Source organism: Nitrosopumilus sp. (genome assembly GCF_025698945.1).
GTDB lineage: Archaea > Thermoproteota > Nitrososphaeria > Nitrososphaerales > Nitrosopumilaceae > Nitrosopumilus.
In genome coordinates, this window is the sequence record NZ_JAILWM010000001.1 from 523306 (window position 1) to 546892 (window position 23587).

Annotated in this window: 29 protein-coding genes; 13 read left to right on the forward strand and 16 right to left on the reverse strand. The window is 32.7% G+C overall.

What is annotated here, in order from left to right; translation table 11 throughout:
- The first annotated feature begins 15 nt into the window (after positions 1–15).
- The 6 genes from K5790_RS03390 to trpA are packed head-to-tail and all read left to right on the forward strand — an operon-like array spanning position 16 to position 5744.
- A complete protein-coding gene (locus K5790_RS03390) occupies positions 16–1365 on the forward strand; it encodes an anthranilate synthase component I family protein (RefSeq protein ID WP_297592397.1) in 1350 nt (449 codons plus the stop codon).
- Positions 1362–1955 (forward strand): aminodeoxychorismate/anthranilate synthase component II, encoded by a 594-nt coding sequence (locus K5790_RS03395; RefSeq protein WP_297592398.1) that lies wholly within the window; start codon positions 1362–1364, stop codon positions 1953–1955. Before K5790_RS03390 ends, K5790_RS03395 begins: the two co-directional genes overlap by 4 nt.
- A complete protein-coding gene (gene trpD / locus K5790_RS03400; protein WP_297592399.1) occupies positions 1952–2998 on the forward strand; it encodes an anthranilate phosphoribosyltransferase in 1047 nt (348 codons plus the stop codon). Before K5790_RS03395 ends, trpD begins: the two co-directional genes overlap by 4 nt.
- The gene (locus K5790_RS03405) at positions 2991–3767 is read left to right on the forward strand and encodes an indole-3-glycerol-phosphate synthase (protein WP_297592400.1); all 777 of its coding nucleotides are present in this window, start codon (positions 2991–2993) and stop codon (positions 3765–3767) included. Before trpD ends, K5790_RS03405 begins: the two co-directional genes overlap by 8 nt.
- Positions 3764–4954: a tryptophan synthase subunit beta gene (gene trpB, locus K5790_RS03410; RefSeq protein ID WP_297592401.1), complete on the forward strand. Its 1191-nt coding sequence runs from the start codon at positions 3764–3766 to the stop codon at positions 4952–4954. Before K5790_RS03405 ends, trpB begins: the two co-directional genes overlap by 4 nt.
- Positions 4941–5744: a tryptophan synthase subunit alpha gene (gene trpA, locus K5790_RS03415; RefSeq protein ID WP_297592402.1), complete on the forward strand. Its 804-nt coding sequence runs from the start codon at positions 4941–4943 to the stop codon at positions 5742–5744. The genes trpB and trpA overlap by 14 nt, the downstream gene beginning before the upstream one ends.
- A 189-nt stretch (positions 5745–5933) precedes the next feature.
- Here trpA and K5790_RS03420 read toward each other — a convergent pair whose 3' ends face one another.
- Entirely contained in the window at positions 5934–6746 is an 813-nt protein-coding gene (locus K5790_RS03420) for a PEFG-CTERM sorting domain-containing protein (protein ID WP_297592403.1), read from the reverse strand.
- Between the two features lie 80 nt (positions 6747–6826).
- Here K5790_RS03420 and pyrG point away from each other — a divergent pair, with 80 nt between their 5' ends.
- Positions 6827–8431, forward strand: a complete 1605-nt coding sequence (gene pyrG, locus K5790_RS03425; RefSeq protein ID WP_297592404.1) for a glutamine hydrolyzing CTP synthase — start codon at positions 6827–6829, stop codon at positions 8429–8431.
- Between the two features lie 360 nt (positions 8432–8791).
- Here pyrG and K5790_RS03430 read toward each other — a convergent pair whose 3' ends face one another.
- Together K5790_RS03430 and K5790_RS03435 are read right to left on the reverse strand one after the other, a co-directional pair.
- Positions 8792–9790, reverse strand: a complete 999-nt coding sequence (locus K5790_RS03430; RefSeq protein WP_297592405.1) for an NAD(+)/NADH kinase — start codon at positions 9788–9790, stop codon at positions 8792–8794.
- Between the two features lie 40 nt (positions 9791–9830).
- On the reverse strand, positions 9831–10700 hold the full coding sequence (locus K5790_RS03435; protein WP_297592406.1) for a PfkB family carbohydrate kinase: 870 nt from the start codon (positions 10698–10700) through the stop codon (positions 9831–9833).
- Between the two features lie 262 nt (positions 10701–10962).
- Here K5790_RS03435 and K5790_RS03440 point away from each other — a divergent pair, with 262 nt between their 5' ends.
- A complete protein-coding gene (locus K5790_RS03440) occupies positions 10963–11250 on the forward strand; it encodes a 30S ribosomal protein S26e (protein WP_297592409.1) in 288 nt (95 codons plus the stop codon).
- A gap of 2 nt (positions 11251–11252) precedes the next feature.
- Here the strand turns inward: K5790_RS03440 and K5790_RS03445 are convergent, their stop codons facing one another.
- The 5 genes from K5790_RS03445 to K5790_RS03465 form a co-directional block, all read right to left on the reverse strand.
- Positions 11253–11825 carry a CDP-alcohol phosphatidyltransferase family protein gene (locus K5790_RS03445; RefSeq protein ID WP_297592411.1) on the reverse strand — a complete coding sequence of 191 codons (573 nt, stop codon included), beginning with the start codon at positions 11823–11825 and terminating at the stop codon, positions 11253–11255.
- Positions 11826–12049: 224 nt separating this feature from the next.
- Positions 12050–12922, reverse strand: coding sequence for an agmatinase (gene speB, locus K5790_RS03450; protein WP_297592413.1), 873 nt, complete (start codon positions 12920–12922; stop codon positions 12050–12052).
- A 4-nt stretch (positions 12923–12926) separates the two neighbouring features.
- Positions 12927–14792, reverse strand: coding sequence for a threonine--tRNA ligase (locus tag K5790_RS03455; protein WP_297592415.1), 1866 nt, complete (start codon positions 14790–14792; stop codon positions 12927–12929).
- A 309-nt stretch (positions 14793–15101) separates the two neighbouring features.
- Positions 15102–15233: a hypothetical protein gene (locus K5790_RS03460; RefSeq protein ID WP_297592417.1), complete on the reverse strand. Its 132-nt coding sequence runs from the start codon at positions 15231–15233 to the stop codon at positions 15102–15104.
- A 67-nt stretch (positions 15234–15300) separates the two neighbouring features.
- Positions 15301–15636 carry a hypothetical protein gene (locus K5790_RS03465; protein ID WP_297592419.1) on the reverse strand — a complete coding sequence of 112 codons (336 nt, stop codon included), beginning with the start codon at positions 15634–15636 and terminating at the stop codon, positions 15301–15303.
- Positions 15637–15754: 118 nt separating this feature from the next.
- On the opposite strand from K5790_RS03465, the gene speY reads away from it, so the two are divergent.
- The gene (gene speY / locus K5790_RS03470) at positions 15755–16846 is read left to right on the forward strand and encodes a deoxyhypusine synthase (RefSeq protein WP_297592421.1); all 1092 of its coding nucleotides are present in this window, start codon (positions 15755–15757) and stop codon (positions 16844–16846) included.
- On the opposite strand, the gene K5790_RS03475 is transcribed toward speY, so the two are convergent.
- Positions 16843–17055, reverse strand: coding sequence for a hypothetical protein (locus K5790_RS03475; protein ID WP_297592423.1), 213 nt, complete (start codon positions 17053–17055; stop codon positions 16843–16845). The two genes, speY and K5790_RS03475, sit on opposite strands and share 4 nt — an antisense overlap.
- 119 nt (positions 17056–17174) lie before the next feature.
- Between K5790_RS03475 and K5790_RS03480 the strand changes: the two genes are divergently transcribed.
- The gene (locus K5790_RS03480; protein WP_297592425.1) at positions 17175–17483 is read left to right on the forward strand and encodes a MarR family transcriptional regulator; all 309 of its coding nucleotides are present in this window, start codon (positions 17175–17177) and stop codon (positions 17481–17483) included.
- On the opposite strand, the gene K5790_RS03485 is transcribed toward K5790_RS03480, so the two are convergent.
- A complete protein-coding gene (locus K5790_RS03485; protein WP_297592427.1) occupies positions 17465–17851 on the reverse strand; it encodes a cyclophilin-like fold protein in 387 nt (128 codons plus the stop codon). The two genes, K5790_RS03480 and K5790_RS03485, sit on opposite strands and share 19 nt — an antisense overlap.
- A 52-nt stretch (positions 17852–17903) precedes the next feature.
- Between K5790_RS03485 and K5790_RS03490 the strand changes: the two genes are divergently transcribed.
- Both K5790_RS03490 and K5790_RS03495 read left to right on the forward strand, forming a co-directional pair.
- Positions 17904–18413, forward strand: coding sequence for a DNA-directed RNA polymerase subunit K (locus tag K5790_RS03490; RefSeq protein ID WP_297592430.1), 510 nt, complete (start codon positions 17904–17906; stop codon positions 18411–18413).
- 51 nt (positions 18414–18464) lie between these two features.
- A complete protein-coding gene (locus K5790_RS03495) occupies positions 18465–18779 on the forward strand; it encodes a DNA-binding protein (protein WP_297592432.1) in 315 nt (104 codons plus the stop codon).
- On the opposite strand, the gene K5790_RS03500 is transcribed toward K5790_RS03495, so the two are convergent.
- Positions 18776–19192 carry a helix-turn-helix domain-containing protein gene (locus K5790_RS03500; RefSeq protein WP_297592434.1) on the reverse strand — a complete coding sequence of 139 codons (417 nt, stop codon included), beginning with the start codon at positions 19190–19192 and terminating at the stop codon, positions 18776–18778. The genes K5790_RS03495 and K5790_RS03500 overlap by 4 nt on opposite strands.
- A gap of 101 nt (positions 19193–19293) precedes the next feature.
- Between K5790_RS03500 and K5790_RS03505 the strand changes: the two genes are divergently transcribed.
- On the forward strand, positions 19294–20244 hold the full coding sequence (locus K5790_RS03505; RefSeq protein WP_297592436.1) for an asparagine synthase-related protein: 951 nt from the start codon (positions 19294–19296) through the stop codon (positions 20242–20244).
- Here K5790_RS03505 and K5790_RS03510 read toward each other — a convergent pair.
- The 5 genes from K5790_RS03510 to K5790_RS03530 form a co-directional block, all read right to left on the reverse strand.
- Entirely contained in the window at positions 20241–20387 is a 147-nt protein-coding gene (locus tag K5790_RS03510; RefSeq protein WP_297592438.1) for a YHS domain-containing protein, read from the reverse strand. The two genes, K5790_RS03505 and K5790_RS03510, sit on opposite strands and share 4 nt — an antisense overlap.
- A 274-nt stretch (positions 20388–20661) precedes the next feature.
- Positions 20662–20871 carry a hypothetical protein gene (locus tag K5790_RS03515; protein WP_297592440.1) on the reverse strand — a complete coding sequence of 70 codons (210 nt, stop codon included), beginning with the start codon at positions 20869–20871 and terminating at the stop codon, positions 20662–20664.
- A 66-nt stretch (positions 20872–20937) separates the two neighbouring features.
- Positions 20938–21303: a DUF6659 family protein gene (locus K5790_RS03520; RefSeq protein WP_297592442.1), complete on the reverse strand. Its 366-nt coding sequence runs from the start codon at positions 21301–21303 to the stop codon at positions 20938–20940.
- A 58-nt stretch (positions 21304–21361) separates the two neighbouring features.
- Entirely contained in the window at positions 21362–22462 is a 1101-nt protein-coding gene (locus tag K5790_RS03525; RefSeq protein WP_297592444.1) for an aldo/keto reductase, read from the reverse strand.
- A 213-nt stretch (positions 22463–22675) separates the two neighbouring features.
- Complete coding sequence (locus tag K5790_RS03530) at positions 22676–23560, reverse strand: prenyltransferase (RefSeq protein ID WP_297592446.1); 885 nt, start codon at positions 23558–23560, stop codon at positions 22676–22678.
- Positions 23561–23587 lie beyond the last annotated feature (27 nt).

Below are 23587 nucleotides of genomic sequence, written 5' to 3' on the forward strand. Positions count from 1 at the left end.
AAATTTTGTCTATGGGTGGACACCTTTGGAAAAATTCAAGCAAAAGTAATACCCCTAGATTTATCTGAAAACCAATTTCAAATTTATAATAAAATTTCAAGAAATTATTCTCACTCATTTCTCTTTGAATCACTAAATGGTCCTGAAGTACTAGCAGAAACATCGGTGATGGGATTTGACCCTAAAATAATTCTAAAAGGATATTCAAATAAAGTTGAGATCATAGAAAATAATCAAACTAAAACAATTGACACATCAGATCCATTTTCAGAATTAAAAAAACTACTCAGTAAATCAAATGACACATCATATAGATATCTTGGAGGAGCAGTAGGAGTAGTAAATTATGATGCAATAAGAATAGTAGAAAAAATTCCAGATACTCATAATGCACCTCAACAGTTGATGGAATTTGGAATTTATGATGATGGAATTTTATTTGATAATGTTCACAAAAAACTATTTTATTTTTATAATGAAAAAAATAGATTTGATGATCTTCAAATGGGGAAAGGGGGTTTTGGGAAATTTAGTGCTAGTGATGTAAAACCAAACATGGATGAGTCAAAATATTCAGAGATTGTAAACAAAGCTAAAAAATACATACATGATGGAGATATTTTTCAAGTAGTATTGTCACGAAAGTTTTCATTTGACATTAATGGAGATAATCTTGCATTATACAAAACACTACGACATCTTAATCCGTCACCTTACATGTACCATTTAAAACAAGGAGAAAAGACAATTATTGGAGCATCACCAGAAATGTTGGTTCGAATTACAGATAACAAAGTTGAAACATTTCCAATTGCAGGAACAAGAAAAATTACAGATGATGAGGATAAAAATAACAGACTAGCTGAAGAGTTAATTCAGGATGAAAAGGAGTTAGCAGAGCATACAATGTTAGTGGATTTAGGTAGAAATGATATTGGTAGAGTTTGTAAATATGGAACTGTTCATCCAGAATCATTAATGGAAATTAAGAGATTCAGTCATGTTCAGCACATTGTAAGCCACATTTCAGGCACTCTAGATCCTAAAAACGACATGTTTGATGCGTTTAAAGCAGTTTTTCCTGCAGGAACTGTCTCAGGGGCACCAAAAGTCAGAGCCATGGAAATAATTGACGAGTTAGAAACTGAAGCTAGAGGACCATATGCAGGGGCCGTAGGATATTTTTCATATAATGGATGTTGTGATTTTGCTATTGCCATTAGAAGTATTTTCATTGAAAAGAATAAGGGATTTGTACAATCAGGTGCTGGAATTGTTTCAGACTCTATTGACAAAAATGAGTTTAAGGAAACAGAACACAAAGCAGAAGCAATGCTTCAAGCATTAAAGGAGGCATCAAATTGAAATTTCTTGTAATTGACAATTATGATTCGTTTGTGTATAACATTGCACAATATTTAGGAGAATTGGGAGTTGATTGTGATGTTATAAGAAATAACAAAATCACATTAGAGAAGATTATTGGAAAAAAATACGATGCAATAATTATTTCACCAGGACCAGGTACGCCTGAAGATAAAAAATACTTTGGAATATGCTCAGATGTAATCAAAGAATTAGGGCCAAATACACCAATACTTGGAGTGTGTCTAGGACATCAAGGAATTATTAATGCATTTGGGGGCAAAGTTACTAATGCAGGTTGTGTAAGACATGGCAAAACTAGTTCAGTAGTACATACCAATTCAGAATTATTCAAAGATGTAAAAAATCCATTTAGAGCAACAAGATACCACAGTCTAGTTGGGGATAAAACAATAATCCCAGATATTCTTGAAATAACAGCTACTGCATCAGATGATGGGGAGATCATGGGAATTAGACATAAAGAGTATCTCATCGAGGGTGTTCAATTTCATCCAGAATCAATAATGACAGAAGACGGTAAAAAAATTCTGGAAAATTTTATAAAACAAGTAAAGGAGAAAAAATGATTTCAAATATTATTGAAAAATTGAAACAAAAAACAGATCTGTCCTATGATGAGACGAATCAGATAATGACAGACATTCTATCTGGAAAAACCACAGATTCAGAAAATGTGGATTTTCTATCAAATCTTGCATCAAAAGGAGAGACAGATGATGAACTTTTAGCCATGCTAGATAAAATGCAGGAATTTTCACTAAAAATTGAGCCTAAAAATGAAGGAACAGTAATTGATATGTGTGGAACAGGAGGAGATAAACTCCAAACTTTCAACATATCCACTACAGCATCATTTGTAGTAGCAGCAGCTGGTGGAATAGTGGCAAAACATGGAAACCGATCAAGTTCGGGAGTATCAGGCAGTGCAGATATTTTTGAATATTTTGGATATGACTTGAATTTAGAACCTTTAGAAATTTCAGAGATTTTACAAAGACACAACATCTGTTTTATGTTTGCCCAAAAATTTCATCCTGCAATGAGATTTGTGTCATCGGCTAGAAAACAAATTGGGAAAAGAACAGCATTTAATCTTCTTGGACCACTTTCAAATCCTGCAAATGTTAAGAATCAACTAGTAGGTGTATTTTCAATTGAATATCTAGATAGACTTCCACTACTTCTCAAAAGAAAAGGAGCTGAAAACATAATGACTGTTCGTTCAGATGACGGAATGGATGAATTTTCTACTAGTGCAACAAACAGAGTGTGTATTTTAAGAAATGAAAAAACATTAATGAATACAATTGATCCTGAAGTATTAGGATTACATAAATCAAATCTATCTGATATTCAAATAAAAACTAAAGACGATGCTATCAAATCATTTGTGTCCGTATTAAATAACACATCAAATCAGGCAATGACAGAAACAACTGCACTTAATGCAGCAGGAGGATTGATTGTATCAAATATTTGTAAGAATTTTGAAGAGGCAATTGAATTAGCTCTAAAAACAATAAAAGATGGAAAGGCAATGTCATTATTAGAAAGATTTGTCAAGGATACAGGAAATTTTTCTAAGTTAAAGGAGATAAAAGATGGCTGAAAATATTCTACGAAAGTTAGTCAATAATTCTCAGATGGCAATTGATGATGGAGTGTATGATGTTGATTCAGATTTACAAAAATCAAACAAAGATTTTATTCATATAATAAAGACAAACCCCCATGCTACCCTACTAACAGAAGTAAAGTTTGCCTCACCTTCTTTAGGAAAAATCAGAACACTGACTGATCCAGTTAGCATTGCAAACCAAATGATTTCTGGAGGCTCAAAAGCACTCTCAATTCTTACTCAGCCTCATCTCTTTAATGGATCTCCAGAATATTTCATGAAAGTCAGACAAGCAGTAGATGTACCCCTTCTAATGAAAGACATCATGATAGATAAAATCCAAATTGATGCAGCAAAAAAGATAGGGGCGGATTTTATTTTGGTAATTCAATCTTTGTACGACAAAGGATTTCTCAATGAAATTGATGAATTCATAGATTACGGTCACAAACAAGGCTTACAGATTTTACTTGAAGTTCATACCAAAGAAGAATTTCAAAATGCATTAAAAACGAATGCAGATTTAATTGGAATAAATAATAGAAATTTGGATACTTTGGAGGTAGATCTCCAAACCACTGAGAATATTTTGGTAGGAGAGAGAAAATCAAGGCTTGTTTTATCTGAGAGTGGCATAGAGACACCGGAAGATATTCAATATCTAAAAAAGTGCGGTGCTGATGCATTTCTAATAGGTTCAAGCATTATGAAAAGTGACAACATTGAAGAACAGGTAAGAAGATTGGTGAATGCATATTGAAATATCCAAAAAATGGTAAATTTGGTGAATTTGGTGGAAAGTATATTCCAGAAACACTAGTTCCAGCAATAGAAGAATTAGAAGAAAATTATCTAAAATATAAAAACGATAAAAATTTCAAAAAAGAATTAGATTATTATCTTAAAGTGTATGCAGGACGTCCAACTCCATTATACTATGCAAAAAATTTGTCTGAAAAATTAGGAGGGGCAAAAATCTATCTTAAAAGAGAAGATCTCTTGCACGGAGGAGCACACAAAATTAACAATACTTTAGGACAAGCAATTCTTGCAAAAAAAATGAATAAAAAAAGAATCATTGCAGAAACAGGAGCAGGACAACATGGGGTTGCTACAGCTATGGCTTGTGCTGCGTTAGGAATGAAAGCAGAAGTATACATGGGATACAAAGATACGATAAGACAAAAACTCAATGTATTTCGCATGAATCTGTTAGGTTCAAAAGTACACCCAGTAAAATCAGGCTCACAAACACTCAAGGATGCAATTAATGAAGCAATCAGAGACTGGATTACAAATGTAGAGACAACATATTATCTTCTAGGATCCGCAGTAGGACCACATCCATATCCTGTAATGGTTAGGGATTTTCAAAGTGTGATAGGAAACGAGATAAAATTACAGATGAAAAAAATCAACAACAAAACACCTGATTCTGTCATTGCATGTGTTGGAGGAGGCTCCAATGCAATTGGAACCTTTTATCCACTTGTAGATTCAAATGCAGAGATTATTGGAGTAGAAGCTGCAGGTCATGGATTAAAAACAAAGATGCACTCTGCTACATTATCAGCAGGAAGTAAAGGAGTTTTACATGGAATGATGACATATTTACTTCAAGACAAAGAGGGTCAAGTTACTGAAACACATAGTATTTCAGCAGGGCTTGATTATCCAGGTGTAGGTCCTGAACATTCTTACTATAAGGATACTAAACGAGTAAAATATCGTTCTGCAACAGATACAGAAGTAATTGATGCATTTTTGATGCTAACTAGAACAGAGGGAATCATTCCAGCACTAGAATCAGCTCATGCAATTGCTGAAGCAATCAAGGTTGCTAGAAAAGGCAAGAAGTCAGAATCAATTGTAGTAACACTTTCTGGTAGAGGAGACAAAGATGTCGAAGAAGTGCAAAATTATTTGAATAAACATGTCAAAGATTAAAGAGAAATTTGCAGAAGTTGCTGCAAAAAATCAAAAAGCATTGATTGCATACATAATGGTAGGATATCCAAATGACAGTGTTACTTTATCAGCAGTAAGAGGTTTGGTAAAGGGCGGAGTAGATATTATTGAATTAGGATTTCCATTTTCAGACCCATTAGCAGATGGACCCACAATTCAAAATGCAAGCACCATATCGTTGAGTAAAGGAACAAAGATTAACAAATTTTTCAACATAGTTAAAAAAATCAGAAAAGAAACAGATATTCCATTAGTGTTGATGACATACACAAATATTTTGTATCATAGAGGGTATTCAAAATTCATCGCAGATGCCAAAAAAGCAGGAATTGACGGATTTATTCTACCAGATATGTCAATAGAAGAGTCAAAAGAATATTTACAAGCTGCAAAAAATAAAGCAGATACAATATTTTTAATTTCACCCAACACAAGTAAAAATAGAATTCAAAGAATTGCTAAAGCATCCACTGGGTTTTTGTATCTAGTATCAGTATTTGGAACAACTGGAATCAAGGCAGGAATAAAACAATACTCATTAAACGCCATTAAAGAAGTAAAAAAATTAACGAAGGAAAAAATACCAGTAGGGATAGGCTTTGGTATTTCAACTCCAGAAGATGTAAAAACATACATCAAAGCAGGAGCAGATGCAGTAATAGTAGGTAGTGCATTTCTAAAAATAATTGAAAAGACAGAACCTAACAGATTAGAAGCAAAGATTACGGCATTTACAAGAAGTCTCAAAAAAGAAACAATTCTAAAATAAGAACCGTCTTAGAGAGGTGGTCAAGTTTTCAGACTTGGATAGAGGGGAAACTCGATTTCAGTTATGACCACCAGACTAGATGTTCTCACAATACAACACCTTAACCAAAATAAAAAAATCTCGGATAAAATACTAAAAAAATGTCCAACTAATCTAAAATTTTTTCACAGGTTTAAAGATCGTTGGTTTTTAATTTAAAGTGATTTTTGAGCGAGTAAAAAATAATGTTGTAATCAATCCCACAGTTAAAATTCCCATTGCCAAAAATCCAAATTCAGGAATAACATGAGTTCCCATAATTTTAATTTCTTTTGAATGTTGAGATATTGGAATGATTAGTTTTGTTCCAGTAGATGTAATTTCAGTTTCAAAATCAGTCATCAAGCCATCAACCCATACAGATGTAGGATTATCAATTAGTTTTGGAGGTAAAATCAAGGTGATTTGTTCATTTTCTGTTTCACCAGATATTTTAAATGTCAAAGTTTTATCGTGAGAATTAATCACAACAGCATTTTGAAGATTGGCATCTAAGACATATTTTACTGTAAATCCTAAACCATCGTCACTTAATCCAGAACCAATATTATGTATTGATTTGACACTCCCAGGATTCTTTACTACATGAACAACACCATTCATCCATGGGTGAATACTACAGAAATAGTAAAAATTTCCAATTTCAAAAAACTGTCTACTGTAAGAATCTCCTGCATTAATAAAGCCACTATCAAACTTTCCATCCACTTCACCAGATTGGGTAACAGATGTAATTGTGTGAAATGCAGTATCTGCATTTTCCCATAATACTGTATCATCAGGATATACAGTTATCTCCCCCGTTGTAATTCCGGTAGTTTTTTCAGACCAAAAATAGGGGGCATCAGGATCTGACGCTCCAGAAGGCATAATGATGGTATGAATGTTTTCTGCAAAAACAAACGAGATAGAACTAATAATCAAAATTGCTAAAAGCGGTAAAACAAAAAACCCTGAACCCATAAGAGGATAAAACAACATCTTCTATTTCAATCAATTATGATCGACAAAACATACAAAAACCAGATACTCGTTTCATAAATGTGCAGACGAAGTTCATTTTTGTCACAGGTGGTGTGATGTCTGGCCTTGGAAAAGGGGTTACAACATCATCAATTGCAAAACTACTCCAACTAGCTGATCAAAAAGTCTCATGCATAAAGATTGACCCATATCTAAACTATGATGCAGGAACAATGAATCCAGTTGCACATGGAGAAGTCTTTGTTACTGAAGACGGAGGCGAGTGTGATATGGATATTGGAAATTATGAGAGATTTCTAAACCAAAATATTCCCAAGTCACATAATATTACAACTGCACAAGTTTATTCATCCGTTATCGAAGCTGAAAGAAAAGGGGAGTATTTAGGAGCGTGTGTACAAATCATCCCACATGTTACTGATGAGATTAAAAATAGAATCAAAAAAATTGCAGAAGATGAAAAATTAGATTTTCTAATAGTAGAGTGTGGAGGAACGGTGGGAGATATTGAATCACTGCCTTTCTTAGAGGCACTAAGACAGATGAGAGTAGAAGAAGGCCCACAAGAAGTAATTTTTGTTCACGTAACACTTGCACCATCTTTAGATGTAGTGGGAGAGCAAAAGACTAAACCTACCCAGCACAGTGTTCAGGAACTTAGAAGAATTGGTATTCAGCCAGACTTTTTAGCAGTTAGATGCTCATTACCATTAGAAGAAAAAACAAAGAAGAAAATTGCAATGTTTACAAATGTCACTACAAAAGATGTTTTGTCATGTCATGATGCAAAATCAATTTTTGAAGTACCACAAATTCTGTATGATCAAGGAATTATGGATTCAATTTTTACTAAATTTGGTAAAGTGGGGATGGTTAATGCATCAGCTAATTGGGATAAATGGAATAAAATTGCAAGCAACATGGTTAACCATGAAGACCAAAAAGTAAGAATTGCAATGGTTGGAAAATATGTTACACTTGCTGACAGTTATGTTAGTGTGAATCATGCGCTAAAACATGCAGGAGCACAATTGGGAAAATCAATCGATATTGATTGGATAGATTCAGAATCAATAACAGATTATAATATTTTATCAAATTACGACGGAATACTTGTACCAGGAGGATTTGGAACAAGGGGTTCTGAAGGCATTATTCAAACTGCAAACTATGCTCGCGAGAAAAACATACCATATTTAGGAATATGTTTTGGATTTCAACTTGCAGCGATTGCTTTTGCAAGAAATGTTTTGAAACTAGATGATGCCAATTCAACTGAAATTAAACCAGATTCAAAAAATCCAATTGTAGACTTGCTTCCAGAACAAAAAGATATCTCGGATATGGGAGGCTCACTTCGATTAGGAGCAAATGAGATAAAGATCAAAGAAAACTCCAATGCCAGAAAAATCTACAATAGAGACACAATTAGCAAAAGACATAGGCACAGATATGAAATCAATACACAATACATTCCAGAATTTGAGAAAAATGGATTGATTTTCTCAGCATATAGTGATGATAAAAAAAGAATGGAAATACTTGAGATTCCAAATCACAAATTCTATCTAGGAGTACAATTCCATCCAGAATTTAATAGTAGACCAGGTTTTCCTGAAGAATCATTTGTCTCATTTATCAAAGCTTCATCTGAGAAAAACTAACATGGGATTAAATCGATTTTAAGACCATATGGAGTAAAAATTTCAACATCAGAAATATGATCCTTAAAGTTCAAATATTATCATAGTCTATTTGATGGATAAATCCAGCCTCCAAAAATATGACTATGGGCAACGTATTTCTATTTTCCATATGTTGGAAATTGAAGAAATCTTATCTATTTATTAAAATCACAAATAATGATAACAGTGGAACAGTGTAAACTTTGTCAAAAGTCATTTAAAATTGGAGTTAAGGGATTTTGTTCCATGGAGTGTTATAAAAAAAATATTAAACAACGAATTGAAGATGCAACATTTAATGATCCTTCACACACAAAATCTTTTTCAAAAGATGAATGATTATTCTATTTTTGATATTTCATAAATTTTTTGTCTTGCATCTCTAATAGAGACTTTCTTTTTGACATAGCCTTTTTTTAATAAATGACTCAAGGCAAGGCGAACAGTTCTATCTGGCAACAGGGTCTTATTTGATAGATCCTTTTGGGTCAATGCACCCTCATACTCTAACGTTTTTAGGAGTAATTTTGAGCTTGGAGGCATACTAAGCAACTCCTCAGCTAAATGTACTTTTTTTGCTAGTGCAGAAATTGCAGTAGAGTCTTTTTTGAGACGAATGATTTTAGCATGAGGGAAAAACTGATTGCATTCCACAGTTTTGTTGACTTTGTATCTATCTAAACCATCTAAAACTACTTCACAGTGCAGTCTAGCTGAAATATCATCAATTTCAATCGAACTTTCATTTGAGACTATAATTGGTCTTCTTGTAACATCAAGAGAGTTAACTGAAATTATCTCAAATACAGCAGCATCTTGAAACAAGACAGGGCCACCAGCTGACATTGAATATGCTGATGAGCCGATTGGAGTAGATACAATGATCCCATCACTGTTATCATGCCATACTTCTTCACCATTGACTCTAAGTGTATGTTCCATGAGCATTGCACTTTTTGAAGAAAAAACTGCTACATCATTTAAAACAGGATAAACATTCTTTCCATCAATTTTCACTCCAAGACGCGGTACTTCTTCAACAGTAAAGTTTTGTTTTTTTAGAATGTTAACATAAGATGAAAATTCTCTTAATTCAATTTGAGCAAGAAACCCACTTGCTTCACCCTCATTGATTCCAAGTACAGGAGATGTAGAATCAAAGGTCCTATGAAAATAATTTCTGACTCCTTTATCACCACCTAAAACAATAATACAATCACATAGCCTACTCCTTGATTTTGTAATAGAAAATGACTTTATCCCAGAATCATCAAGTATTTTCTTTATTGTCTTTGCTGCAGTCTCTGCTGAACCAGAACCATAAATTCCTATTTGCACAAAAGTTACAAACTAATCAGTACAATAAAAGAATAATGTGTCATAGGTCTCGGAATTTCAATAAATTATAGAAATATGAGGCATTAGTTTCAATTGTACCTTTACGTGGAATCTTTTGTAATCCTATATTTTGTGATTCAAGAGCTGCTTGGGCTGCACCACCTGCAAAACACAAGGCCCATAAAAAATCATTTTCCTTAATCATTGTGCAGCAAAAGGCAGAACAGAAAATATCTCCAATTCCAGTAGTATCACGGACTTGTTTGTTTGGAAGGGTTATTGAATAAATTTTGTTTTTTACCAAAAGAGACACATTGATTTTATCAGTTAAGAGTACATAATCGATTCCTTTTTTTTGTAATGCTAACATCATTTCATCATGAGTGCCATCAACAATTTGTTTACCTTCTTCAGGATTTATTTTTATGGCATTTACACCAGACAGATCAAGATTTGTTTTTTGCAATATTACATTATTCTTAGAATCAATTTGTCTCAAAAAGCCCTGTGGATCAACAAGTAAGAATTTTGAATCGTTTTTAATTTTTGAAAATACATCATCAGAGATCTCATGAAAAATTGGACTCACAAGGTGACAGTCTGCATTTATTTGATCATATTCAATCAGATCACATTGATTTTCAAGATTTAGTGTTCTATCAGAACCATCTATAGTAATTCTAAATTTTGTTGTTTTTTTCTCTGATTCAGCATTTTGAAAATTGATTTTGTAATCTGTCAAATACTGCTTTGGAAAATCAGGACCAAATTTTGTAAATAATTCAACATCAAATTTGAATTCTCGAGCAGTAATTCCACAATAACATGCGGCTCCTCCAATTTGTTCATAATTTTGATTATTGATTGTTATAGTATCAATTGCGCAATGAGAAAAAAGAGCTAATTTCATTTCTCTAATTCAAAATTTAGTGGATTTAGTTTTTTGCATTAATCTTGTCAAAACAATCTTTGCATAGAACCTGTCCTTTTGAAATCATTACTTCAATTCCAGAAGTGAAGCAATTATGGCAAAGGCCTCGCATCAAATATCAATTAATTTAATTCGATCTATAATTAAAACATGAGGGATTTTTGGCCAGAAGTTAGGCACAAAAGTTACAAATCACATCAATTATCCGCAAGAATATAAGTAGGCAAAATAGTTTATGTTCATGCCATTAAAGCGTGCAAGTAGAGGCCGAACAAAAGGTGGAAAGGGTTCCTCAGGGGTAGTACAATGTACAAACTGCGGACAAACAGTTCCAAAGGATAAAGCAAAAAAAGTCACATCTAGATTAAATCTAGTAGAACATACTTTGGCAAAAGAATTAAGAGCTCAAGGAGCATATATTGCATCCCCAACAGTTTTGAAATGGTATTGCATCTCATGTGCAATTCACTTTAAAATATTAAAAATCAGATCTGCAGATAGCAGAAGAAAGCGCGGAAAACTACGTTAGTATTATTCCTTAATATTTTTAGCAGTTACAATCATTCTTTGAATTAATGTAATCGCTGCAATTATTACAACAATTATCACAGCATAATCCATAAATCCAATCATGCCAATAATAGCTATCACCAATAATCTTTCTGCTCGTTCACCAATTCCTACTCCTTGTAATTTTATATTCAAGGCATCTGATTTTGCTCTTGCATAGCTAACAAGTAAAGATAATGTAATTGCAAGTAAAACAAGATATGGTTCGGCATAGCCTCCAACTAAAATTCCTAAAAAAATTGCAGTTTCTGCAATCTTATCAAACATTGAATCAAGGTAGGATCCTTTGTTTGAAGTTTTGCCAGTAATTCGAGCAACTTGTCCATCAACCATATCAAAAAACCCTGAAACAAGTAGCAAAATTCCTCCAACAATTAATCCATATTCAATACCAAATCCATAAACTATGGCAGATACAAATGCAATAACAAGACCCACAACAGTCCAAAAATTAGGAGAAAGTCCTGTAGAGGCAAATCCTTTGCCAATTTTTTCAAGCGTAGGACGTAATGTCTCCCTGAGATTATTTAACACGAGATATCCCCAAATTACTATCTAATAAAGCCAACAGAAGCAAATGCAAGGCAAAATATTAAAAATTAATTTAATTTTTGAGAATTAATTAAGAAAAAAGTAATATAAAAAGATATTATGATGTTATGCATGGATAAATCTTTTAAAATTTTCATTGTACAATATCGTATTCAATATTATCTTGACATTTTTAATTAGAGAATATGCAAGATATTAAATGTGAATTAATTTTTAGATAAATTCATTGCGATCATTGTAGAGATTATTTTTGCAGCTAGTGATGCAGTTGAGCCATTATCATGATAAGGATTAAGCTCAACTATATCAACACCAGTGACATTGGTTTCACTAAAACAACGAATTAGATCAAATAATTCTCTAGATGTAACTCCTACTGCTTCAGGATTTCCAACACCGGGTGCAAATGCTGGATCTAAAACATCAAGATCATAGCTGGCATAAACATTATCATAAGATGATAGATACTCAGTTAGAAGTACTGGTCCTTTACCTTCACGAATTTCCTTATCAGATATTGTTTTTATATTATTTTCTTTAAGAAATTCTAATTCTTCTCTAACAAATGCACGTGCACCAACATGTAAAATATTATCAGCACCTCTTTCCTCTACAATTCTTCTTAGGTATGATGCATGGCTTAATTTACTATCAGCAAATTCATCTCGTAAATCATAATGGGCATCAAAGACAACATACCCAGTATCTTTTGGAAAACTTGAATATGTGGCATATGTAATTGAGTGCTCACCACCTAAAATGAATAATTGAACTTGCTTTGCAACAAGTTCAGTAGTAATTTTTTTAACCATATCAACCATTTCAGATGAAACAACAGTGTGACGAGTATTGCCTAAATCTTCAATATGGACTTCCTCAAGATCCACTTGCAAGTCAGGATGAAAAATCTCTATATTGTTAAACGAGTCACGTATAGCATCAGGTCCAAATCGGCATCCAGGCTTGTATGAGTGAGTGGCATCAAAAGGAATTCCAAATATTGTTGCTACAGGTTTAGAGTCTTCATTTGAGGCAGTAATCAAAGGATTTTTGTTCATGTATAAATCAAGGAAACTCATTTTCTCACACCATTAGTTGTGGTCTTTTTGAAAGATGTTTTGGAAGATTCAAACCAGTGTATGGTTTATTCTGTGTTTGAACTTTAATTTCTTTTATAAATTCATCAAAAGATAATTCCCTAACGGTTCCCATTTGTCTATCTCTAATACTTAGATTTTCAGAGTTTATCTCTTTTTCACCAATTACCAAGATATATCGTACCCATTCTTTTTCTGCTTCACGGATTCTTTTTCCAATACTTTCATTTCTATCATCAACATCTACACGAATATTTTTTGAAGATATTTTTTCAGACAATTCTTCACAGTGGGAATAGAATTCTTCATTTAAAGGAATAACACGAACTTGAGTGGGGGCAAGCCATAAAGGAAATTGAGGTTTTCTTCCTTCTTTGGAGTCTTTTGCAGCCTTTTCTAACAGAGCATAAATTATTCTTTCAATGGCACCACTAGGGGAATTATGCAATATTACAGGATGTTTAGATTGATTATGTTCATCAATGTAATCAATCTCATATCTTTCTCCGTTTTCAACGTCAATTTGATCTGTGGATAGTGCAGAAGCCTTACCAAGATTATCTATAAAATTAAATTCCCATTTTAAAACAAAATAAAAGAACTTTTCTTTCCACATTTCAACAAGAACCGGTCTACCATGTTTTTTTACTAATTCTTCAATGGAGGATTTGTTTTCATTGTAAAAATCTTCAGTGAATCTAATTGCCATCTCATAATCAGAGTCTTCAATTCCAAGCTCATGTAAAACACTTTGAGAAAGATCAAATCGAATTTTTATCTCGTCAACTGCTTGCGGTAAATCTTTGCAAAATGCATGGCAATCAGGCATAGTAAATGCTCTTAGTCTCCTTAAGCCAACTAGTTCACCGGATTGCTCTCGTCTGAAACTATAACGAGTAAGCTCGTATAATTTGTATGGTAAATTTTTGTAAGACAATTGATGATGATTAGCCATCAAGAACTGCCCAAAACAGGCAGCAAATCTTAGGAATAATTTTTTTCCTTCTGAATCAATATTGTATTGTCGTGCTGGAAATCGATTAAAGTAACTCACCATACTTGGATGCTCAGAGTCATACATGATTGGAGTCTCAACTTCACATCCACCATATTCTTTTACCCTATCAGTAACATATCTTTCAATTAAGGATTTTATCAAACGTCCATTGGGATAAAATCTCATATTTCCCGAATCAGAAGCTGGCTCATAATCAGCTATTGCCATTTTTTTCATTAGTGCAACATGTGGAGGTGGCTCATCGACTTTTCGAATTTTTGCAGATTCATATTTTGCCAAAATCTCCAATTTTTTATTTTTTGAAAAATCAAAATCACCAATGTTTATCATATTTCCATCAGGAGTCATTATCTTCCAATAAGAACGAATTTTTGATTCACCCTTTAGAGCATCAGATGTAATTTCTTTGTCTCCAGATACTGAAGAGTCTTTTGTGACAACTTTGGAGCTTTCAGCTAATGGGTGACCCTTTACTTGAATTTTGTACGACTTTGTCCAACCAAATGGCGAATGAGAGACTTCAAGTTCTGATGCATTACCCTCCATTTCTTTGAGTAGTGAAATAGCAACGGATGGTTTTGCAAGATTAGAACTAAGATGAGCATATGGGTATAATAACAATTTTCTACACCCAATTTTTTCCATTGATTTTTTAATCTGAGAAATAGCATTTAGAGCCACAGATGAATCATCACCATCCTCAATTGCCACAAAAGCAACCACAATTTCCTGCAAAAGAGTAGTCTTAGGATCTTCAATTTCCTCTGCAGATTTTATCTCCTTTTTTGTAGGAGTGTATTCAATGGAATCACAATGAAGTTGCAGTATTCGCATAATTTCAAACAGAAAACCTAATTGAATTAAGTGTTTTGAGAAATGATGAAATATTTAAGATCAAAACATAGTGTTTTGTACGTGGTTTTTGTAGATGTTAGCGAGTTTATAGGCAACCAGTAAAAATAGAAATCCCCCGCTTCGGCTGAAAATATGCGTTTCATTATAGTAAAAAGTTGGTATGTATGTTGGATTTCCAATTGATGTTTTTCTTTATCGTAAAAAGAAATTTTAACATTAAAAGGTCAGAAAAACCACAATAATATAAAAATCCTAAAAGGTCATAGTATTCAATATCTGTTAAAATTTCTAAAATTCAAAACCAGGCTTCTTCATAGACTGAACTTTCCATTTTAGTAAGGCTACCTGAAGTTCACTGTTTAGTTTATGCATTTCGTTTTCATAGAGTTGCTCAGGTTTACAAATTTGATTTGTGCTCATTGTTATTATTAAAAGAAAATATAATAAAACAACTAGTTTGTTATTTTTCAAACATTACAACTCTAGCCTATGTCAATTTTTCACGTAAAGAAATTACCGAGCGTAAAATTAAACCAGATATGCCTAAATTGGATTTAAGAAATTCAGATGCACGTAAAAGTGGATCATTGCCACGAAATCCTTCATCATATATCATTTCAATTGACCCCTTGTCAGTTTCTACAAAAGAAGTGATTAGGCAAAAAGTTCCCAATTTCTCATCTTCTCTTTCATTGTATAATCTTAATTCAACTTTAGAAATAGTAAAACCATCTTGAAGAAAATTACCTGATGAAAACAAAACGTGAATTTCATCAGGAATTCTATTGACCCTAGCAGGATCATACAGATCAATAATCTTCATAAAAGAACCTTAAGATTATTCATAATTAAGTAGTATTTGTATAAAAATTCATGATTTAATAACACAGATCAATTTTTCTTACGCAAGTATTATTTACCAAGATATTTAATTTTTAAAAATGGACCCACACAAATTTCATGGCAAGGATATTCCTCATATCAAACTACATCCAAAAATGACAATAGAAGATCTGGTAAATGTTTTTGCTAGTTCTGGGTTTAATGGCAGACAGCTTGGTGAAGCTGCAAAACTTTATGCAAAAATGATACAAGAGGATGCAACAATTTGTCTAACCGTATCAGGAGCAATGACACCAGTGGGATTTGGCGGAATAATCAAGACATTAATTGAGAGAGGATTTGTTGATTGGATAATTACTACTGGAGCAAATGTATACCATGAAGATCATTTCGCATGGGGGTTACCAGTAAAACAAGGAAGTTTTGATGTGGATGATATGAAATTATACGAAAATGAAATTGTAAGAATTAGAGATGTTTACATTAAATTTTATGAAACATTAGAAGCACAAGATCAAGTAATTCAAAAAATGTTTGGAGATAATTTCCCAGATAAACCATTTACTACTGCAGAATTTTGTAATTTAATGGGAAAAATTAGTAAAGAAAACTCAAAGTATCCAGAAAAGAGTTTCATAACAACGGCATATGATTATGATGTTCCAGTGTATATTTCAACAATTAAAGATTCATCATTGGCCCTTAATTTAGCAGTACATAGATTAAGAAACAAGGTATACAATCTAGATTTTGTAAGAGAGATCATAGAGCAAGCTGCAATTCTTTATGATTCAAAGAAATCAGGTATTTTGGAATTAGGTGGCGGAGTACCAAAGAATACAGCACAGCAAACAGGACCATTATTAGACCAAATTTTAAGAAGAAATGATGGAGGTCAAGATTATGTTATTCAAATTACTGATGCACGACCAGACACTGGGGGATTATCAGGTGCAACATTACAAGAAGGTAAGAGTTGGGGAAAGGTACAAGATGCACATCATGGAATGATAACAGTATATGCAGATGCAACAATTGCATTTCCCATTTTGGCGCTGTATGTTCTTAGTAATCAAAAGGCCAGAAAACCAAAAAGACTGTATAAAAAATTAGGAAAATTATATGAAAAACTAAGTGAAGATTATTCTAAAAATCCTGCAAACAAAAAAAAGAATAAAAAAAGAAATTAAAACTTGTCAAATCTAGCACGTTCTAGATCTCTATCATCTTTAGACTCTTTTTTCCATTCTTTGTAATGCTCTTTGCATAAAACAGTTTTTTTCCCAACAGAGTTTACCCTCAATCCAGCATTTTCTACTTTAGTAGTATTAAGTGAACGAGCTCCATCATTATCACATCCCTCAACATTGCATTTTGCTCCTTTTGATATAATTCCCATAAAATCAATTAATCAAGATGTTATTTATATTTGAAAATCATCACATTTGAAAATTTTTCTATTAACTGAATTAATGAAACGGTACATCGTTTATAAGAGGATTATTTTAGTCACAAATTATGGGTGGAGCAAAAAAACCAACTGCTGCAAATAAAGATAAAACTGCAGGCAAAGAGACAAAGAAAAGTAAAAAGGAGAAAGGAGAAAGTGGTCCTAAAAAAGCAGAGATCACAGTTATTGTAAATGAACAACAGGCAATGAAGATTATTCAAAACTCAAAAGTGGTTACAGTTCAAGATTTGGCAAGACAAATTGGAGTTAAAATTTCTGCAGCAAATGCATTTCTTAGAGAAGCTGCAAAAAAGGGAACAGTAAAAAAAGTTGGCGGATATTCAGGACATCATTTGTATCAACCAGTTTCTTCATAGATAGAAAAAACATCACCTGCTTTTACATCATTTAACATCATAATTTTATCACCTAGTTTTCCAATTGGAGTCATAGTTTTTCCTGAAACAACATCATTTGTAAAAAAGCATATACTTCCAGTAGAAGGCAAAAATGCTATATCCCCTTTCTTAAATTCAGATCTGGCTCTTTCAATTCCTGAATCAATAGTTGTTTCAAAATACACAATACTTTTTCCAAGATGATGAGCATGTCCTTCCAATGGCAAGGATCTCATTATTGTTCCAACGGTTCTTGGAGATAAATGTCGTTTAAGATCACATTGGATTTTTGCTTTGCCTCTAATTTCTAAAATCAGTTGTTTTCTGGAGACTGAAGATGTACTCAATTCGTACTTTAAAATGATTAGATTATATAACGTTTTAAGAAAATTTCGGTACTTGTCTGATGTCGAAGAAGCTGAATTAATTGAACCTCAAGAATCTGAAATACTAGAATCAACTGATACCACAGATGAAGAACCAGAAGTCAACGCAGGGTTAAACAAAGCACTAGACACATATCGAAAACTAATAGAAAAAAATGATGGTATCGAGCCATTAACTGAAAAAGAACAAGAGAAATTAGAGAAACGAATCAAAGAGATCGAAGAAAGAGACGTAGTTGAAAAAATTGAAGAACATGATCCTGTAGAAATTCCTTGTGAGAAAGGAAAAATTACAATTGGACCTCCAACATTAACAAGATTTGAAAAAGCAAGAATAATGGGTGCAAGAGCATTGCAATTATCATTAGGAGCACCACCATTTATTCCAATTCCAAAAACGGCAAGAATTTCATTAGATATTTCAATGGAAGAATTAGAACAAAGAGTAATTCCAATTACCATTAGAAGAGTTCTTCCAAATGGAGATTATCAGAACATTCCAATAGACTATTTTGATAAATGAATCAATGGTCGATAAAACTTAAAAGAACAAAAAATTGCTGATTGTTGAATAATGCTCATGGACGAGATAAGTGAACCGTATGGTCAAGAGCAGACCAAAAAGTCTGAGGATACCATCATCAATATTGGAAATGATCCTGTCATGTTATCAGCTGTAGATGTATTGTCAATTCTCGGAAATAAGAGCAAGGTAATTCTACGTGCAAAAGGGAATTCAATACCAAATGCAGTAGCAGTTGCAAATATCATTACAGAAAAAATGTTAAATGGAAATTCAAAAGTTCAAAAAATTACTCTAGATACAGAATCAGCACCAGGCATTGGAAATATGACTTCAACTGTAGAGATTATTTTAACTAAAAACTAGTAGACGCTTCCAGGACCCTTTAAAAGCATGTTTTCACATTCTTTGCAAACTTGTTCGTCAATGTTTGATTCTAAATTATGATGTATCTCACAGATTAACAGACTTGATTTAATATAATTACAAAGACCGATAAATTTTGAAAGGCTAGATGGAGTGTATGCCATATCAGATGATAAACTATCACTAAGCTCATCAATCATAATTGCCACTTGTTTTTCTGCCAATAATTTTGAAATCAAGGAAGGATCACCACGAGTTCCTCTAATGTAATTACTAATTGCTGCTTGAGTCACACCAAGCATTTTTGAAATTTCATCTTCTCTAATGTTATGATCTTCAGCAAGTTTTTTTGCAAGAATTGCACGTAAAGCAGGAATGAGTGTTTTGGATTCTATCTCAGCTGGTAGTAACATTGATTCTCAAGAACGGTATTAAGAATTTAAAGTTTGCAATACTATTACCGCATTACAATAAATCATTAGGCATAGCTATTTTAATTTCAAACAGGCAGTAGATGATAGTGGAAGATATTTCTCAGAAAATTTACAATGTTTTAAAAGAATCATGCAATTCATGTAAATCAAATTTAATTTCATTATCTGGAGGATTAGATAGTTCGATTATAGCATATTTTTTAAAACAAAGAAACCCTAGAGCGATTGCCGTAATAGCAGAAGATTTTGTTTCAACAGATCTTACATATTGTCAAATGATTTCAAAGGAGATGAATATCCCACTATCAATTTACAATGTAAAAACATCTGTTATTTTAGAAGCAATTGAGGATACAATTAAAATTTTAAAAAACTTCAACGATATTGAAATTAGAAATAATGTAGTAATGTATCTGGCAATAAAATGGGCAAAAGAGAATGGTGAAGAATCCATTATTACAGGAGATGGGGCAGACGAATTATTTGCTGGTTATAATTTTCTAATAAACAAACCCATTGAGGAACTAGAAGATGAGATAAAACGTGTATGTTCAGTCATGCATTTTCCTACACAAAAAATTGGAGAAAAGTTAGGAATAGAAATTGAATCGCCTTTTCTAAATGATAGAGTAATAGAGTTAGCTAAGAAGATCCCTGCAAATATGAAAGTAGGAGAAGGTAATGGAAAAAGACATGGAAAACTAATTTTGAGAAAGAGTTTTGAAAAATATATTCCAGTACAAATTGCATGGAGAGAAAAATCACCCATGCAAGATGGTTCAGGAACCTCAGGACTTACTAATCTATTCAACTCAGTTATCGGAGAAGAAATCTATGTGGAAAAGAAGTTAACAGTTGAGAAAAATGATGGTGTGGTGATTAGAAGCAGAGAATCAATGTATTATTATGAAATTTTTAAAAAAATATTTGGCTCTCCAGCTGATAACAAGGCAGAAAAAACATGCCCTTATTGCAAACATAAAATTGAGAATTCAAGATTTTGTAGAATGTGTGGGGCCTTTCCAGTTTAGGAAGCATTTTTGTATTTTCTAGGTTTTTTAATAAAAATTCGTCTGCATCCATTACAACAAAAATAGAATTTTTTTCCATCATGTTCATGCAGTAGAGCTAAATCTTCATCTAATTCAATTCCACATACTGGATCTACTGGCACAAATTTTCCTTATGTGAATTCTATTTATAGATTAAGACAAAAAATTGATTTTAGCCTTAATAAAATGAATGAATTTTTTTAAATTAAAATTTAATGTCAATTATTTGAAATTTTTCACCATTTATCATAGACAATGTTGAATCTTCATCTTACAAACATCATAATTTTGACATCATCTCTCACGCCAACCACTAGTTTAGATGAATATTTTCAGTAACTGTTTGGTATTGAATTTTGTAAATAAGGTATGACAGTCATAATAGAAATCTACAAGTCATACAGTAAGTTTTACAGATTGTCTCTTTAATGAACCAATAACATCACTAGTCATTTTGACAATATGTTCTATTTCTTGAGAGTTTAATTCATCTCTACATTGATTTATGGAATTCTCTACTATTGAACCAATTTCTTTGGTTAATTCAGCCATTGCCAAATATTCAAAATCAATTTCGCTGTAACCTATTTTATTATAGTTTTCCATTCAATCATAAGACTGTTTTTTAGTAATTAAGGATCACCGAAAAGTCCCAAAACTGGAAATAGAAAATTATGCATGAATTATTGACAAAATTTTTTTTGGAAGGACTCCATAATCTGCATCTGGTTCAGATACAACATACAGAATGTCTTCATTAATTAGAAAACTAATAGCTAATGCCCTCTCACGAGAAGCCATTGCAAAATTAACAGGACCAAGTTGCCTGTCAAATTCTTTTCTCATTTTAACACGTAGGGCCAATTCCATGAAGATCATTTCATCATCTTTTTCACTCTCTAGAGGCTCAACATTTTCCTTCATTCCTCCTGCAACCAAACGTCCTCTCTCATTTATCACACCTGCAAAACGAATTTTTGGGTCAAGGGATTTTATAGAATCACAAATTTTTGTATAATCATAAATCTTAGCAGACATACTTTAATTCCTACTGTAGGCCCATTAATTATCCTTCTATTTAATTTTGATTTAGAATTTACGACGTAAGTTTCTTGACTAATGCCAGGAATTCATACTCTGATAGTGGAGGAATTTTTAGAATCTCAAGATTTTCAGATATATGTTCTGGAGATTTCTGCCCAACTAGAGGAGCAATAACTCCTGGAGTGGAACGAATAAACTGTAAAGCCCGAAGTGATGGTTTTAATTCACTAAACTCAGGCATTACACCAGGGGCCAACAGTCTACCTTGCATGAATGGTACACTCGTAAAAACACCAACACCTAAGGAAGAAGCAGATTCTAAAATAGAGACAAATTTGGAATTAAGTATTTGGTTTTTTGCAAGCAATGCTTGGTCATAATGCATATTGTATGGCAACTGAATAAATCTAAAACCATGATCATCACCACCAATTTTTTTTGCCAGGTTGATTGTATCTTCTAGGGACAAATATTGGGAATTATCATTAGATACACGAAAACATTCCCATGTGGCCATTCCATAAAATTTAATTTTTCCTTCATCACGTTTTTGCTCATACAATTCAAAAGCATTTTTTAGATTGTCAGTGAATTTATCTTTAGAAGAATCTTTCATCTGTCCTTCAACAGCATTATGCAGGTACATCAAGTCAACACATTCTAAATCTAAATTTTTTAAACTTCTATCAAGTTGATCTGAAAGATATGTAGGAGTCATACAATGGTATCCAGAGGTCACATCCCCTTCTTTGATTACACCCTTTTGAGAATACTCTTCTTTAACATATTCCCAAAAACCCAAATTTACATCAGCATCATTTGTAACATATCCATTTTTTGTGCTAACAAATATCTGATCACGAGAGATCTTTTTCTCCTGAACTAGTTCAGATATTGCTTTTCCAACAGAACGCTCCGCCTTTTGAGATCGATAATTAATTGCAGTGTCAATTACGTTTATTCCAGATTGAATTGATTGTTTTACAGCATTTGTGACCAATTGATCAGTCTTTGAATCGACATCACCAAGATATGTTCCAATTCCAACATTAGATAATGTGAGGTGTTGAAATTCTTTAAAATTTGCAGGGTTTACGTCTGAATTTTGAGCAAATCTTTTAGTTCCCTCAGCAGTTGCATACCCGGAAATCATGAATATTCTAAATTTTTACTAAATTTATGTTAAAGCTCGTTTTCCGAGCACAAAATACTATCAATTTTCACATACATTTTGTAATGTACAAATTCGCATGTATTATAGGAGATAAATAAAATTTTGTTTAATGAACATCTTGAAGATGGTTTATTATAATAATATCTAATTTCTATCTCGTCTTTTTATGAAAACAAATATTCAATTTAGAGTTTAAATTCTAATCAAAAAACTAACAACAAACAGAAGTCCAGTGATCCTACTATACATCAATGTCAATGACATAAATGGTACAAGTTTATCAACAGAGTCATAATTTTTTTTCAATCCCAATCCAGATTTTATCATTAAGGGTAGACTTAGAAAGACAATAAAAGACGTTAATGGAAACAGTTCTGCAAGAACACCGATTACTACTACTGCATAAGAGACCAAGGGGAATATCCAGAAAAAATTTATGGCTTTTTTCTTTCCAACACAAATAACTAAAGTTTTTCGTCCTTTAGATTTATCAGCGTCATGATCTGGAAACGATGCAATAAACAATACAAGAGACGATAGTGCACCTACAAGAACTCCTGCAAGTGTAGATTCTATAGTTATTTGTCCAGATTGAATAAAGTATGTGCCAATAACAATCATAGATCCTTTAACTGCAACAAAAAACTCACCTAATCCAGAATCAACAATCTTAGTAGAATAAAAGTAAATAGACAGTATTGCAAATCCCAAAATTATGGCAATAGTAATTCCATCTGTCACTACAAAATAACCTCCAATAATGGTTCCAATTATTAAAAATGCAATTCCCGCTCTGTAAACAGATGATGGTTGGAGTAAACCTTCAGGTAACACACCTGTGCCCCCACTCATTTTCGTTTTAGGGGTTTTAGTATCAATACCTCGTTTAAAATCCCAAAAGTCATTTAATAGATCAACACTTGCATGTAGGGCCATAACTCCTGCAAATGTTAAAACGGCAGTAAAATAATCAATTGTGGAGTGTTGCCACCAATTAAGTGCCAATCCTACAGATACAGCAATTATTGAGGCAAGTAGAAAACGAACACGAATTACACGAAACCAAATCGATAACATCACTTTCCATTACAGGTTTTCAGTATA